The organism is [Rhizobium] kunmingense (assembly GCF_977018605.1).
The window spans coordinates 147082-161255 of sequence record NZ_CDRNXG010000003.1 but is presented as its reverse complement, the minus strand read 5'-3'; the positions used below and the strand labels follow the sequence as shown (position 1 = coordinate 161255).

The window sequence follows — 14174 nt, the reverse complement described above, 5'->3', positions numbered from 1 at the left end:
CATCTTATTGCGCCATGATCCTAACAGGGATCGCCTTAGCCGCTGGCGTTTTCGATAACGCTTCGTGGTGATCGATGGCGTTCAGCACGTTGCATTCGGGGTAGTACCCGCCAATTGTGCCGCGGGGCAGCTTGTGCACTCGAACGGCAAGCCCGCCAAGCTCGCGATGTCTCCCGTCGCCGAAGTCGCTGACGAGGGCGATGGTCTGGCCTTCGCTCAGGCCGGCGGCTTCGATGTCCTCCGGGCACATCAGCACCACGTCCCGCGTTCCTTCGATGCCACGGAAGCGGTCCGAATAGCCGTAGATAGTCGTATTGAATTGATCGTTCGATCTCATGGTGACCAGCCGATATCGGCCCGGTGCATCCTCAAAGGAAAGGGCGTTTAACCGCTCAGGCTTCGTGAAGACCGCTTTCTTCTCCGCGGTCTTCCAGATCCGCTCATGCGCGTCGTTGCCCCGATAGAAGCCTCCCGGCTCGATCATGCGTGCGTTGTAGTCCTTGAAGTCATCCGGATAGGTAGCCTCGATAAGAGCCCGGACCAATGCGTAGTCGGCCGTCCATTCATCCCATCTGAGCGTTGGCTTGGGATCGAGCGTGGCCTTGGAGATGCCGGTAACGATCGCAAGCTCGCTTTTGAGATGTTTGGAGGCCGGTGTCCGCTTTCCGATCGAGGCGGAGATGTGCGAGAAGCTGTCCTCCGTCGTCACGGATTGGTTGCCTGTCGCCTGCATATCCATCTCCGTTCGGCTCAGGCAGGGAAGTATCCAGGCCTCCTTGCCGGGGAAGAGGTGGCTGCGGTTAAGCTTGGTCGAGACTATCACGGTCAGTTCCTGAGCCGCCCATGCCTTCTCCATCTCCTCCTGGTCCGGAACCGCGCGCAGGAGATTGCCGCCGAGCGATACCGTGGCGCGGATCGTGCGCGCCATCATGCCTTTCACCGCATCGACGATGTGGGTGCCGTCCTCCGTCGGTGGATCAAAGTCGAAAAGTGCCTTCAACTTGTCCATCGGGATCAGCTTGGTCTTTTCCGCGATGCCGACAGTGCGCTGGCCTTGCACGTTCGAATGGCCGCGTACGGGACAGCAGCCTGCCCCCTCGCGGCCGATGTTGCCTCGCAGGAGCAGGAGGTTGACGAGCATCGCAACGTTGAGCGCCCCCTGGGCATGTTGGGTAAGGCCCATCCCGTAAACACCGATGACACGTTCGGATGCAATATAGGTCTCACCCGCCTCGCGTAGATCGGTTTCCGACAATCCGCTTTCACGCTCGATATCCGCCCAGGACGTTTCTCGCACGCAGGTGATAAACTCTTCAAACCCGGTCGTATGCTCTGCGATGAAGTCGACGTCGAGGATGCGCGAGGCACCCGTGGCGACTGCGGCATCATCGGCTTCCACGACGACCTTGCAGAGGCCGAGCATAGCAGCGATGTCGCCACCCGCCCTCACTTGGCAGTATTGATCGGAGACCTTCGTCTCATTCCCCGTCAGCATGTCGAACGGGTTCTGCGGATTGACGAAGGATACGAGCCCCTGTTCGATCACCGGGTTGAAAGTGACGATCTTGGCGCCACGTTTTTTTGCTTCCTGCAGCGGGTGCAGGAAGCGTGGGCTGTTAGTTCCCGGATTCTGGCCGAAGAAGAAGAATGCGTCGGCCTTTTCCAGATCGTCCCAAACGATCGTACCGACGGGGGAGCCGATGACGTTGTTGAGGCCAACCGACGTCGTCTCGTGGCACATGTTTGAGCTTTGCGGCAGGTTGTTGTTGCCGTAGGCGCGGGCGAGCAGCGCGTAGAGATAGGATGCCTCTAGCCCCGCATGGCCGGATGAATAGAAGACGACGCTGTCCTTCTCCAGGCGTCGCAGGGCTCTGCCGATCTTGTCGAATGCCTCATCCCATGTCACCTCTACATATCGATCGGTTTCATGGTCGAAGCGCATCGGGTGGGTAAGGCGACCGGTCATCTCAAGATCGTGGTCCTTCCACGATCTCAGCTCCGTCGCGCTATGCTCATTCCAGAAGTCGGGCGTGCAGCGGGCATTCGTGAGCTCCCACATGGTCGCCTTCGCGCCGTTCTCACAGAATTCGAAGGGATGATAGTTCTTCGGCTTGGGCCAAGCGCAAGAAACGCACATAAAGCCGCCCGGTTTGTTCTGCCGCGCAAGCGTCTCCAGGAAAGCTGCCGGCGGCTCGCTCTCGCCGTAAATGCGGGCGATCGATTTTAGCGATCCCCATCCCCCAGAAGGACCTTTGCCATCCGGGTTGTCGATATGATCTGTCATGGGATGGCTCCAAAGAAGTCTGACGTGGTGTTTGCGTTCGATCGCGGGGTGAACCGGCCGGGGCCGAGATTTGTCGCGGGAGAAACATCCTGGCACAGACAACGTTCCGCAATGAGCCAAGCTTTCGGCCGCCTTGGGCGTGTCCATTACGTGGTCCGAAAGCGGGAATGAGATGGGAACAATCTGATGACCACTCGGGTTACTGATGGGCTCGTCCCTGCGATTGAACGATCGCTCGCTGTTAAAAACTCCTTTGCATTGGAAGACCGATGACTGAACTTTGGGAATACCCTGCCGAGATCGCGACCGGCACAGCCGGCGGTTCGAAATGCATCAGGAACACCCGAGAGGCCCTGGCGTCTTTGGCTCTCGACTTCCCCAAAGGCGGACCGGATGTAGGCACTGCTAAAAAAGTATGCCTCCGGGCGGTCTCTGGTGCAGTTCCTGGCGACAGCGCCGCTGCGGCTTTTAGAGTTGCCGCCAGAAGTGCGGGTCTACTTCGGGAGTAAGCCGCGACGGGGTTCTCTCCGCCACTCACTGAAACCAATATCGGAGTCGCCTGTTCACCCTTTACCATCACGAGGGAGTAAGACGATGTCCGACAATAGCACCACCACAGTCCGCGCAATATTTGAAACGCGCGAGGCAGCAGATCTCGCCATCGAGCATCTGGTCCAGAAGCATGGCATTCCTAGACCTGATATTTTCGTTCAGGCGGCAGGTGATGGAAACACGGCCGGTTCGGCTCCCTCTGGGGGGGACATTTCATCTTCTGGACATGCAAGAACGGATGCACCGCTCGCAGGTGATATTAAGATCTCAGTCGACATTGCCGCAGACCGGTTGGCCGCGATCCAGCGCAGCATGGGCGACCTCGGGGCGATGAGGGTGTCGGGCCGGTGACGTTAATCGCCAGCGTTGGCCGACTCGTTTTGATCGATGTGGTCCGGAGGCAAAATCTCAATGTCGGCGTCCGAAAGCCTCACAGTCATTCCATCATCCGTCCCAATGCTCCCAGAGCGAAATCGCGACTCGAAATAGGACCGTATTTCCGACAAACAAGATGACTCTGGGAAGCCGAGAAAATTTTCGACCGAGGTCTTGAACGACAAAATCTCAAAAACCAAATCGGTCAACGCCGGCGGCCCAATGAGGGGGTCGGTTGACCGAGGAGGCGGATCTAACCGCCTTCTTCCATGTTGCTTTACGGAGGATATGGTTATGAGGACTGAACTTGATTTTGCCCCGCTCTATCGTTCGAGCATCGGCTTTGACCGCGTGTTTAATCTGCTCAGCAATACGCAGCGCTTCAACGCGATCGAGACCTGGCCGGCCTATGATATCGTCAAGACCAGTGAAGACGATTATCGCATCACGATGGCGGTTGCGGGCTTTGGCGAAGGTGACCTCGATATCACTCAGGAGCGCAATGTCCTGGTGATCAAAGGTGGGAAAGCCGAAGAGCTGCAGGGCGAATATCTCCACCGCGGCATCGCTGGTCGCTCCTTTGAGCGCAAGTTTGAGCTTGCCGATCATGTGAGGGTGGAAGGAGCCGATCTAAAGAATGGCCTGCTGACGATTGCTTTGAAGCGTGAGGTGCCCGAAGCCATGAAGCCGCGCAAGATCGAAATCGGCGTCGCTTCAGCCGCTGGCGAGCCGCTCCGGCTCGAAGCTGACCGCAAGGTCGCCTGACCCCAAGGCCCAGGAAAAACCATAGATTGCTATTAGCCGGCCCGATCTGGGGCCGGCTTCAGTCGTACGTCCATCGAGCAAACGAAGGAGGTTTCTATGTTGCTCGCTCAATTTTACAAGCCCATCTACGCGCAGCGCCGGTATTTTGTGTAGGAGATCACCGGACTGGATGACGTATTTGATTTTCTCGACGAGTGGCCCCACGGTAAGCGAAATCTGGCTTACGACACCCTTGTCCAATATTGTCGTGAGGCGGCGAACGGTCATTGGCCGATCGACGCGGTCCGAGAAAAGTCTCGAGTGTTTCTGAAGCAGAACGATAAGCTCGCAGAGCTCGAAGATGTCCCTCCTCATCTTCGGCGTAACACGGACGCGAAGATAGGTGGAGTATGAGGCCGATACCTGTCCGCTCTGCCGATTATCGACCCTTGAAGCGCGGCTTCCGAGGCAGGCGAAGTCTCACCCAGAGTACGGCAACCATCCGTCGCTCAGGTCGCGGGTTCGACGGTTTTGCGCGACGCGAAGATCTGTGTAAGTGAGGCCAAGATCGATGCCACGCTTTCGTTCTGCGACGAGTAATAGACGGTCTGCGCGTCCCGGCGGGCATTGACAACCTTCAGATCTCGCATCTTTTTTAGATGCTGCGACAGCGACGACTGGCTCATGTTCAGTTTCTGAGCAAGGGAGTTAACGTCCCACTCTCGCTGGCCGATGAGCTCGAAGATCTCGAGGCGTCTGGGGTTTGATAGCACGGACAAAAGCTCAGATGCACGTTCGACATCGAACGAGTGATCGCCGCTCATGTTTTCTGCTCCTGACGAACCCTAACCAGCTGGCGAATGGACTCGCTCTCTTACCCTGGGCCATACATATGACCAGCTGCTATATTATGTAAATGATAATGTGACAGACATGGTGAATGGCCGTTGATCTAACGGCCGGAATAGATCCGGTGCATCGTCTCTGCGGCGGCCTTTTCAACCGGGATTTCGAAGAAAATGTCCGGATTGCTTGCCAAAGCCTGAAACGTTTGTTCGATCAAGTCGTCTTTCTCTGGGCCAGCGAGATGATAACGCGCCGCGTATCGACCGAGCAGCGTTCTGAGTATCCGCATGTCGCTCGTGGAAAGACCCCGGCTCCTGCTATCCATGTCTTCCTCCCTAGTCTCATTCGTCTTTAAGTCCGGCCCATGTCAGCTTTTCCGAATATTCCGCTAAGGTCCGAGATAATTTCGCACGTGCCTGACATCAAGGATGCCGCGCACATGCAGCCTGTCACTGAGCGACAATACTGACCGTAACCTTGATTATGATCTCCTAAAACACACCTATCGCCGTGATGCTCTTTTCTTTGGAGGAAAGATGGTAGCGGAACCGTATACGGCCGACGACCCTAAAACCCGCTTGGCGCTGTTCGACTTTGCGTTCGAGAATGCTCCGATCGGGATCGCTCTGGTCGATCTTGAGGGGCGCATCATTCGCGGCAATTCGGCTTTCGCCAAGCTGCTGTCTCTTCCGCTCGAAAAGGTGCTGGGAACGCATTTCCGGGAATTTACCCATCCAGAGGATATCGAAGCGGACCTCATCCTGTTTCAGCAGGTGTTGCAGGGAAGGCGGGATAGCTACACGATCGAGAAGCGCTACCTCCGCCCATTCGGCGAGATCGTTCACGTCCTGATCCATGTTGCCGCGATGCGCGATGCTGCGGGCAAGGTGGTACGCTTCATATCACAGATCGAGGATATCACCCGCCACAAGGAGCATGAGCGTCAGCTTGCCGAGCGAGCGGCGCAGCTCGAGTTGGCGCTTGAAGCGGTTCGTGGCGGCTTCTGGCAGATGGACATCCTGACAGGCAAATTCGAGACTTCGGATCGACTGGCTCAGTTCATCGGTGGGCCGACGGCCGCGCGCCTCGACCTTGAGCGGTATATCAACAGGGTCAACGTGAACGACGGTGCCCAGGCTGATCTCACGCCGCTGATTGCTGGTGAGCTCGATCAGAACGTCGCCGAATATCGTCTCGACACGGTCCACGGCGAACGCTGGATGCGTTGCGATCGGCGGCTTCTACGAGACAATGACGGCCGACCGGTCAAAGTTGTCGGAATGGCAATCGATTTTACCGAAGACCGACGTCGGATCGAGATGCTGGAGGAGACGGCGCGCACCGACGTTTTGACCGGATTGCTGAACCGGCGTGGGCTGTCGATGGAATTTGCGACATTCCGGTCTGCTGACGGTTTTGCTGTCCTGGCACTCGACCTCGATGGCTTCAAGGAGGTCAATGATGCTCATGGGCATGCGATGGGCGATGTCGTCCTGCAGACCACAGCCGCGCGCCTCACCTCAGCCGTCAGAGAAAGCGATCTTGTGGCACGCACGGGGGGCGATGAGTTTGTTGTTATTGTCGCGGGTGATCAGTTGACGGGGGAGGCGGCAGCCGAGCGGATCCTCGCACGGATGAAGGAGCCTATCGCAATTTCCAATGAGATCGCAGACGTTCGCACCAGCATTGGCGGCATCTGGACGGGCGAAAAGCGTGATGTTTCCGAACTCCTGAAGCAAGCCGACGCGCTTCTATATAATGCGAAGGCTGCCGGAAAAGACGCCGTCAGGTTCAGTCGGTATCCGGGGTAGTGGCTTCTGAGGCGACGGGTTCCAATGCACCAGCGGCAGACTTGGATCGCTGGGTTCGACGTATCGCGAGGTCATTGTATCGAGACCTGAGTTCAGACATGTCATACTCACCGCTGATCCACAGCTCTACCCAAGCCAAAAACTCGGGGTCGTCGTCGATAGGCTTGCCCCGGGACATCGCCTTGGTGCGAACCTGATCGAAAATCATTCGCCGTCTGTCGCTGTCGATCGCCAATCTGCTTATCCTCGATGACGTCGGGAGGCGCTAAAGGAAAACTGCGATCCCCTCCGTGTTGACGACGTAGACGAATTCCTCCCATGCCTCGTGAGCTGAGGCGAAAGATTCATTCCAGTCCGTGAGCTGGTCTTCTAGGCTTGTCACTTGCATCCGCCAATCATCTGCGCCTGAGGAGCGGAAGATTTCCACAACGACGGTAATCCCATTGTCGGTGTAACGGCCAGAGAGTTCGGAGCGTTCGGAGTGCGGTAGATGCTGATCCATTTGTGTCACTAAAACTGTCTGCAGTTAGCCGATAATATGCAGGCAGTTTTCGGTTGCAAGACTGACGTGAGTGGATCTGATCGATCCTTAGCGGCTCAAATGATCACCCTTTCTAGTCCCTGATCAGTTCGGTAGGTCAAGAAACGTCGAGCCGAGCAGGCGATGTCGGAAATCATCCGAGTCCCGAAGCAATCGAAAGGCCCGTCTGCTTATCTGAGCGGATCATGCCCCCAGTTCATCAAGGAGTAACGCCATGGCGATGTTTTCCGATCTTTCTCGGGCCCTCCCTGCGCAATATGCCGATGCACATAGCCGACAACCTTCCTCATGTGAGCAAAATCATCATCAGTCAGATCGGCCTTCTTCTTCATTTTGATATCGATGATCCTGTGACCCGAACGGTCTCCAACTGTCTCGCCGCCCCCATCACCTGACCAGCCAACTGACTTACTCTCGTCAGTCTTCAATCACTTCGCCAGTTCAGCCGGCGCCATGTTCACCGCTTCCCGGAAATCGTCCCAGATCTGGTCTCTGTCCAGTACCTTGCCGGTCATACTGCACCTGCCGCGACGGCATCAACCACGGCCAGTTGCAGTCGCCCGTTTTCCTCACCGTCCCAATACTCAATCGCTTGAGCCGATACCTTGATCAGGACAATACCGGGTGTGTCGGTCCCTTGTGGGAACCAGCGGTCCAGATCCTTCGTCCAATGCTCTTGAAAATGGTCTTTGTCACGGATCAGCTCCGCTTGTCCGGTCACGGCAATGAAAATGCCCGGCTTGCCAAGCATGCTCGGTGGAGCGGTGAAGGTTAGGGTGACCCTAGCGTCACGATTGATATCTGCGACCTTCTTTGTGTCGACGTACGAGAAAAACCATGAGTCGCCGTTATATTCCACGTCCCCGTTGTTGCTCATCGGTCTGCTGACAATGCTTTCGGGACCATTTGCGTTGAACATGCAAAAGTCGATTTTGCTCAGCTTTTTCGAAAGTTCTTCCATCGTCATCGAAGCCATTGGACCCTCCTGGAACTGGTCTGGCCCAAACCTTCTGGAAGCGTGTTGGTTCCTCGTCGGCGACGGGCTGAGGCCGAAAGGCCAGGCGAGCATCCTTACCCGCCCGTCATGGCATCGGGCTTGTCCCACGGCTCAAAACCGCGTCCATAGGTCGGATTGCACGTCGGCCGGGCGGTATGCTTGATTTCCTTCCTGGTCTTCGGAAACAACAACGGCGCATGAAAGTTGTTTCTCCGCGACACAGGGAGGCAGTGATGAACGAAAAAGAACAGCAGCATAGAGAGCGCGCCTACAAGATCTGGGAGGACGAAGATCGCCCGGAAGGAGCGCACGAGGATCGTTGGAGACGTGCGGAGGAACAGCACGAGCTGGATGAGCAGGCATCCGATGACGTGACAAAGGTTAACCAGGAAGCCGATGACGAGTTCGCTAAAGACGACACGAACCCCATTGGCTCGGCTGAATTCAGGGCGCCATCTACGGTCAGCCCCGACTAAGGAGAGCCTTATGGACGACAATCCGAAAAAGGGTGATAAGGTCTCGTGGGAGACAAGTCAGGGAAAGACGACGGGCAAGGTCATCAGGAAGCAAACCTCGGACACACATATCAAAGGCCACAAGGTCAAAGCATCCGAGGAAGATCCACAAATGATCGTCGAAAGCGAGAAATCCGGAAAGCGGGCGTCCCATAAGCCTGGATCGCTTAAGAAAGCTTAGGTGGTCAAGGGAATGCCTCTGGGGCGGAGCGTGGCTTTAGACCTCCGGAAGCTCTTTCAAAATAAGCAGCCGCCCGCCCGGTACGACGGTTGCAATCTTGTCCTGCTCGAGAGCATTGAGGACGGCGGTCACCTCGTCTTGAGAGAAGCCTGCCGCTTCCAAGGGCAAACGGAGGTCGAGAAGGTTGATCGACATGTCTGGAGATGTCTTGAGGACGCGCAGTCGCGCGACAAGTGCGTTTTCGGTTTCTGCAAATCTATCCATTTATCTTCCAATGTTTCGCAGTTCATCTCGAATACGCCGCTTCATGACATGAGAGGTCGCGACTTGCCAGCAGCTGTCACTTTGCCGGCCGGCTTGGTTCACTCGCGACGCTATGATTTCCGGCGCGATAACAGCACCTGCGCCAGCGATACCGGGCGCAGCCCCTGCGCATCGACGCCAACGTCGAATTGCCTTGGGATCGGCTTCAGTCTTCCGTGGGAGTGGCCATGGAGATTTATCGATCCTTTCCCCATTTGGTTCCAGGTTCGGAAGGCGTAGTGGCACATGATGAGATGGTGTCCGGCCTCTCGGAGTTCTGCATAATGCTGGATGCTAGCCCAGCCATTTGAGCCGGTCGTCTCCTCCGGATCGTTGTTGCCAATGATTAGATGTTTGCGCCCGTTCAATTTGGCGAGGAGATCGGCGCAGGGGCCGGCCCTGACCGACATGAAATCTCCAAGATGCCAAATGTCGTCATCCTCTCCCACAACATTGTTCCAGTCAGAGATAAGTGCCGCGTCGTGCTCGGCCATGTTGGAGAACGGGCGCCGGTCGATGCGCAGGACGCGCGGATCGCTGAAATGCGTGTCACCCGTGAAGTAGATCATGACGGTCTAACCGAAGGATCGAGCCGCTGCATATCCACAGGCGCTTGCCGCAGCCGTCAATACGGTGCCCCAAGCGAGATCGACAAGGGTCAGTGGGATCGGCCACCCTTTGAGCGTCGAGAGGTTCGTCATGTTATAGGTGCCGTAGGCGGCCAGCCCGAGAACCGCGCCATAGCCGACTGCCGTCCAGATCGAACCGGAATCCAAGGCAGGTCTAACGGCGAGAATGACAATCGCCGCGGCAAAGAAAAGATAAAAGCCCGCGGCGACTGCAAAATTCGGAGATGGAAGCATCATGTCGCCGAGTTGATTTCGGTAGAAGCTTTTGGCGACAAGCCCAAGCCAGATGGCATCGATCAGGAGGAATGAGATGAGCGTGCCGGCATAGGCGATGCCAAAAATCTTCATGGAGCGCATGTCCTCGATTGGGTTTCTGTGCAGGCAGGAACATCGCAGTGTTCGAACTTGTTCCGCTGGAGGCCAGGTCAACCTCGAGGGACCCCTTGATTAGACGCCGTAGCTTGCAACACTTCAAATGCGCTCGACATGATCAGAGACGATTTGATTTAGACGGCAAAGGATTGGGCGAAGCATTGGGTTAAATGGCCCAATGCTCGCTTGCCTGCTAATGACGGCGGAGATCAAACTGCTTGCGAGCCTCGCCAGCAGCCGCTTCGAAAGCGATGCGCGCCTCATCGACAGTTTTGTGACCTGCGATTGCCCCGCGGCAGGCACTACGCGCGCGGACGAAATCAAGTCCCTGCGCAGCAGGCCAGTTCTCCGTCATGTGCGCGAGTGCCTCGAACGGACCGCTGACCTTATGCGAGCCGGACGGGAAAGAGATCTCCACAGGCTCATTCCATCGTGCGTTTGGACCAGACATTTGTTGAACTCCCTACATATTTGCCGCAAGAGAACGTCGTTCGACGAGGCAAGTTCCCGTCGCCGCGTTAATATTAGGCAAATGATATAAAAGAGAGCAAGCGCTGAATTGGAACTGCCTGCACGGTCAGGGTTGGCGGCCGCCTGATGGCTCGTCGACATCGAAGTTGCCATTGCTCAGAATGTCGTAACTGTTGACACCTGTTCCGCCGCCACGAGTCCCGAACGCAGTCAATTCGACCATGATCTGCCTGGCGTACTCGATGACCTCGTCTTCGCTTGTGACTGCGTCGTCATTGACCTTCACCGAAACAGCTTCGCCATCGTCACTGATGAAGTCGACAGCCCAGTTGCCGGCGCCTTCGTGCACTACGCGTGTGTGTACAAGGTTCATCTCATCCTCCTGTCTGAGCACGCAACTCCCACGCAGCTGTTTCTGTTCCTGGCCGAAGAGGGAACCGACCATCGCTCCCAGATGTTTCGCGATACCGAAAGAAGGAGAGCGAAATGTCCGACATCAGCACCCAGACCATCACCGCAGCGTTTGCCACCCGGGAAGCAGCGGATCTCGCGGTCGAGCACCTCGTCCAGAAGCTCGGCGTCGAGCGCACCGACATCTTCGTGCAGTCGGCCGGGTCCACCAATGCCAGCGGCCTGGAGCCGAGCGGTGGCGATGCTCCAACGTCGAACGAGATCGAAAGAACAGATGGGCAGCTTGCGTCGGAGATCGAGGTGTCAGTCGATATCGATGCCGGCCTCGCCGATAGCGTCCGCGCCGAGCTGGCGGCGTTGAACGCCACCGATGTCGCGACATCATGAGGCAAGACCGCGAACACGGAGTTGGTCGAGACGGAGGAGCCCATGGCCGACAACTTGAGCAAATATCGCGCGAAACGTGATTTTAAAAAGACGAGCGAACCAAGTGGCCTTCTTGATGTGAAGGCTTCGAGGAGGCGGCGTTTCGTTATACAGAAGCACGACGCGACGCGTCTGCATTACGATCTCCGTCTGGAACTCGATGGCGTCTTCAAGTCATGGGCCGTGACCAAAGGGCCTTCACTCGATCCCCACGACAAGCGGCTGGCGGTCGAAGTCGAGGACCATCCCCTTGACTACGGCGATTTCGAAGGCACGATTCCCAAGGGTGAATATGGCGGCGGCACAGTGATGCTGTGGGATCGCGGTTATTGGGAGCCGGAAGGAAGCAGGTCTCCCGAGCAGGCGCTGGCGAAGGGCGACTTCAAGTTCACCCTTGATGGCGATCGCCTGCAGGGGAGTTTCGTTCTAGTCCGCATGCGCGGTCGCGAAGGCGAGAAGCGTACCAACTGGCTCCTGATCAAGCACAATGATGAGCATGCGGTCGACAGGGACGGCGAGGCCGTGTTGACACGCAACGACACCTCCGTGGCATCGGGGCGGAGCATGGAGACCATCGCAGTCGGGAAGGGGCGGAAGCCAGAGCCTTTCATGACCGAGGGTGGTCAGATCAAGGCGGACGCGGTCTGGGACCGCAGCGAAGGTCTTGCCGCCGATGAGCGAAAAGGCGGGGCGAGCAAAAAAAAGTCGAAGGCACCTGCGTCCAAGGCTCCCCAATTCATTCCGCCGCAGCTCTGCGACACCGTCGAGCGTCCTCCCGCGGGCGACGGCTGGATCCACGAGATCAAGTTTGACGGCTACCGGGTCCAAATGGCGATCGCTGACGAAAAGGTCACCTTGAAGACCCGCAAGGGTCTGGACTGGACGGCAAAATTTCCAGCGATCGCGGCCTCGGCGTTGGATATTCCGGATGCGATCATCGACGGCGAGATCTGCGCTTTGGATGGAAACGGTGCCCCGGACTTCGCGGCTCTCCAGGCGGCGATCTCCGAGGGCAAGACGGACGATCTGGTTTTCTTCGGCTTCGACCTCCTCTTCGAAGGCGAAGAGGATCTGCGGGAAATGGTGCTGACCGATCGAAAGGACCGGTTGTCGAAGCTGCTGTCCGATGCCGGCGCAGACCCGCGCATCCGCTTTGTCGAGCATTTCGAGACGGGCGGCGACGCGGTGCTGAAGTCGGCATGTCGTCTATCGCTTGAAGGCATCGTGTCGAAGAAGGCCGATGCGCCATACGAGTCGGGTCGAACGGCAACCTGGGTGAAATCGAAATGTCGCGCAGGTCACGAAGTCGTTGTGGGTGCCTATGCGAAGACAAACGGCAAGTTCCGCTCGCTTCTGGTCGGTGTCTATCGCGGGGACCATTTCGTTTACGTCGGGCGCGTCGGCACGGGATACGGAGCCAAGGTCATCGAGACGCTGCTACCTCGACTGAAAGAGGTCGAGGCTTCCCGTTCGCCGTTTACCGGGATTGGGGCGCCAAAGAAGACGCCCGACATCGTCTGGCTGAAGCCAGAGCTGGTTGCCGAGATCGAGTTCGCCGGATGGACAGGCGATGGCCAGGTGAGACAGGCCTCGTTCAAAGGTCTCCGCGAAGACAAGCCCGCCAAGGAAGTTGAAGCCGAGAAGCCGGCCAAGCCCTTGAAGGTCGAGGTTCCCGATCCGGAGGTCGAACGAGCCGCTCCCACCGGGCGTAGCAAAGGCGCAAAGGTAGATGTGATGGGCGTGCTCATATCCAGTCCGGACAAGCCCCTCTGGCCTGATGATGGGAAAGATGAGCCTGTCACAAAGCTGGACCTCGCACGTTTTTACGAGTCTGTCGGTCCATGGCTCATTGACCACATCAGGGGCCGCCCGTGCTCGATCATCCGGACCCCTGATGGCATCGACGGCGAACAGTTCTTCCAGCGACACGCGATGAAGGGGACTTCGAACCTCGTAGAACAGATAACGGTTTCCGGAGACAAGCAGCCATATCTTCAGATCGACCGCGTGGAGGGATTGGCGGCCATCGCGCAGCTCGGCGGTGTGGAACTCCACCCGTGGAACTGCGAGCCCGATCAGCCGGAAGTTCCAGGGCGGCTCGTGTTCGACCTCGATCCGGCGCCGGACGTGGATTTCACCGCAGTCATCGAAGCGGCCCGCGAGATCCGGGATCGGCTCGAGGAACTCGGCCTTGTCAGCTTCTGCAAGACGACAGGTGGCAAGGGCCTGCATGTGGTAACGCCCCTTGCGGTTTCGAAAGGTCGTAAACTGAGCTGGGTCGAGGCAAAGGGGTTCGCGCACGATGTCTGCGAAGACATGGCTCGGGATCATCCGGACCTCTACCTGATCAAGATGTCCAAAGCTCAGCGCGGGGGCAGGATTTTCCTGGACTACCTGCGCAATGACCGAACATCGACGGCGGTCGCGCCATTGTCGCCGCGGGCCCGCCCCGGGGCCACGGTCTCCATGCCGCTCAACTGGACACAGGTGAAATCCAGCCTGGATCCCAGAAGGTTGACGATGAGGTCGGTCCCCAAGCTGCTGAAAGACACCACGGCATGGCAAGACTACTGCGACAGCCAGCGGCCGCTCGAACAAGCGATCAAGCGGCTTGAAAGGCAGCGAAAGAGGGCTGCCTGACCAGGAATGGCGATTGAGGGTAGGACCGGCGTGATGCAGATGCTTCATGAGCGGGCGCGGAAGCGGCCATAAGCCG

Annotated in this window: 19 protein-coding genes; 8 read left to right on the top strand and 11 right to left on the bottom strand. The window is 57.5% G+C overall.

Annotated features, from left to right (window positions below; translation table 11 throughout):
- Positions 1–4: 4 nt before the first annotated feature.
- Positions 5–2284 (bottom strand): FdhF/YdeP family oxidoreductase, encoded by a 2280-nt coding sequence (locus AC0JZ4_RS25010; RefSeq protein WP_471889417.1) that lies wholly within the window; start codon positions 2282–2284, stop codon positions 5–7.
- Positions 2285–2553: 269 nt separating this feature from the next.
- Here AC0JZ4_RS25010 and AC0JZ4_RS25005 point away from each other — a divergent pair, with 269 nt between their 5' ends.
- The 3 genes from AC0JZ4_RS25005 (at position 2554) to AC0JZ4_RS24995 (ending at position 3976) form a co-directional block, all read left to right on the top strand.
- Positions 2554–2793, top strand: a complete 240-nt coding sequence (locus AC0JZ4_RS25005; protein ID WP_471889226.1) for a DUF982 domain-containing protein — start codon at positions 2554–2556, stop codon at positions 2791–2793.
- Between the two features lie 85 nt (positions 2794–2878).
- The gene (locus AC0JZ4_RS25000; protein WP_471889225.1) at positions 2879–3187 is read left to right on the top strand and encodes a hypothetical protein; all 309 of its coding nucleotides are present in this window, start codon (positions 2879–2881) and stop codon (positions 3185–3187) included.
- Positions 3188–3505: 318 nt separating this feature from the next.
- Positions 3506–3976: an Hsp20 family protein gene (locus AC0JZ4_RS24995; protein ID WP_471889224.1), complete on the top strand. Its 471-nt coding sequence runs from the start codon at positions 3506–3508 to the stop codon at positions 3974–3976.
- Positions 3977–4464: 488 nt separating this feature from the next.
- Here the strand turns inward: AC0JZ4_RS24995 and AC0JZ4_RS24990 are convergent, their stop codons facing one another.
- Both AC0JZ4_RS24990 and AC0JZ4_RS24985 read right to left on the bottom strand, forming a co-directional pair.
- Positions 4465–4779 (bottom strand): metalloregulator ArsR/SmtB family transcription factor, encoded by a 315-nt coding sequence (locus AC0JZ4_RS24990; protein ID WP_112456554.1) that lies wholly within the window; start codon positions 4777–4779, stop codon positions 4465–4467.
- A gap of 128 nt (positions 4780–4907) precedes the next feature.
- Positions 4908–5126, bottom strand: coding sequence for a hypothetical protein (locus AC0JZ4_RS24985; RefSeq protein WP_471889223.1), 219 nt, complete (start codon positions 5124–5126; stop codon positions 4908–4910).
- 103 nt (positions 5127–5229) lie between these two features.
- On the opposite strand from AC0JZ4_RS24985, the gene AC0JZ4_RS24980 reads away from it, so the two are divergent.
- Positions 5230–6612, top strand: a complete 1383-nt coding sequence (locus AC0JZ4_RS24980) for a diguanylate cyclase (protein WP_471889222.1) — start codon at positions 5230–5232, stop codon at positions 6610–6612.
- On the opposite strand, the gene AC0JZ4_RS24975 is transcribed toward AC0JZ4_RS24980, so the two are convergent.
- The 3 genes from AC0JZ4_RS24975 to AC0JZ4_RS24965 form a co-directional block, all read right to left on the bottom strand.
- Positions 6593–6847 (bottom strand): hypothetical protein, encoded by a 255-nt coding sequence (locus AC0JZ4_RS24975; protein ID WP_471889221.1) that lies wholly within the window; start codon positions 6845–6847, stop codon positions 6593–6595. The genes AC0JZ4_RS24980 and AC0JZ4_RS24975 overlap by 20 nt on opposite strands.
- Before the next feature lie 476 nt (positions 6848–7323).
- Positions 7324–7581 (bottom strand): DUF3140 domain-containing protein, encoded by a 258-nt coding sequence (locus tag AC0JZ4_RS24970; protein ID WP_471889220.1) that lies wholly within the window; start codon positions 7579–7581, stop codon positions 7324–7326.
- A gap of 83 nt (positions 7582–7664) precedes the next feature.
- Positions 7665–8129, bottom strand: coding sequence for a pyridoxamine 5'-phosphate oxidase family protein (locus AC0JZ4_RS24965; protein ID WP_471889219.1), 465 nt, complete (start codon positions 8127–8129; stop codon positions 7665–7667).
- A 254-nt stretch (positions 8130–8383) separates the two neighbouring features.
- Between AC0JZ4_RS24965 and AC0JZ4_RS24960 the strand changes: the two genes are divergently transcribed.
- Positions 8384–8626, top strand: a complete 243-nt coding sequence (locus AC0JZ4_RS24960; protein ID WP_471889218.1) for a DUF2934 domain-containing protein — start codon at positions 8384–8386, stop codon at positions 8624–8626.
- Between the two features lie 10 nt (positions 8627–8636).
- Positions 8637–8846, top strand: a complete 210-nt coding sequence (locus tag AC0JZ4_RS24955; RefSeq protein WP_471889217.1) for a hypervirulence associated TUDOR domain-containing protein — start codon at positions 8637–8639, stop codon at positions 8844–8846.
- Positions 8847–8882: 36 nt separating this feature from the next.
- Here AC0JZ4_RS24955 and AC0JZ4_RS24950 read toward each other — a convergent pair whose 3' ends face one another.
- The 5 genes from AC0JZ4_RS24950 to AC0JZ4_RS24930 form a co-directional block, all read right to left on the bottom strand.
- On the bottom strand, positions 8883–9110 hold the full coding sequence (locus AC0JZ4_RS24950) for a hypothetical protein (protein WP_471889216.1): 228 nt from the start codon (positions 9108–9110) through the stop codon (positions 8883–8885).
- Positions 9111–9220: 110 nt separating this feature from the next.
- The gene (locus AC0JZ4_RS24945; RefSeq protein ID WP_471889215.1) at positions 9221–9718 is read right to left on the bottom strand and encodes a hydrolase; all 498 of its coding nucleotides are present in this window, start codon (positions 9716–9718) and stop codon (positions 9221–9223) included.
- 6 nt (positions 9719–9724) lie between these two features.
- Positions 9725–10126 (bottom strand): DUF2177 family protein, encoded by a 402-nt coding sequence (locus tag AC0JZ4_RS24940; RefSeq protein WP_471889214.1) that lies wholly within the window; start codon positions 10124–10126, stop codon positions 9725–9727.
- A gap of 217 nt (positions 10127–10343) precedes the next feature.
- A complete protein-coding gene (locus AC0JZ4_RS24935; RefSeq protein ID WP_471889213.1) occupies positions 10344–10601 on the bottom strand; it encodes a DUF982 domain-containing protein in 258 nt (85 codons plus the stop codon).
- 126 nt (positions 10602–10727) lie between these two features.
- A complete protein-coding gene (locus tag AC0JZ4_RS24930; protein WP_471889212.1) occupies positions 10728–10994 on the bottom strand; it encodes a hypothetical protein in 267 nt (88 codons plus the stop codon).
- Between the two features lie 113 nt (positions 10995–11107).
- On the opposite strand from AC0JZ4_RS24930, the gene AC0JZ4_RS24925 reads away from it, so the two are divergent.
- Entirely contained in the window at positions 11108–11419 is a 312-nt protein-coding gene (locus tag AC0JZ4_RS24925) for a hypothetical protein (protein WP_471889211.1), read from the top strand.
- Between the two features lie 42 nt (positions 11420–11461).
- Positions 11462–14098 carry a DNA ligase D gene (ligD, locus tag AC0JZ4_RS24920; RefSeq protein ID WP_471889210.1) on the top strand — a complete coding sequence of 879 codons (2637 nt, stop codon included), beginning with the start codon at positions 11462–11464 and terminating at the stop codon, positions 14096–14098.
- The last annotated feature ends 76 nt before the right edge of the window (positions 14099–14174 follow it).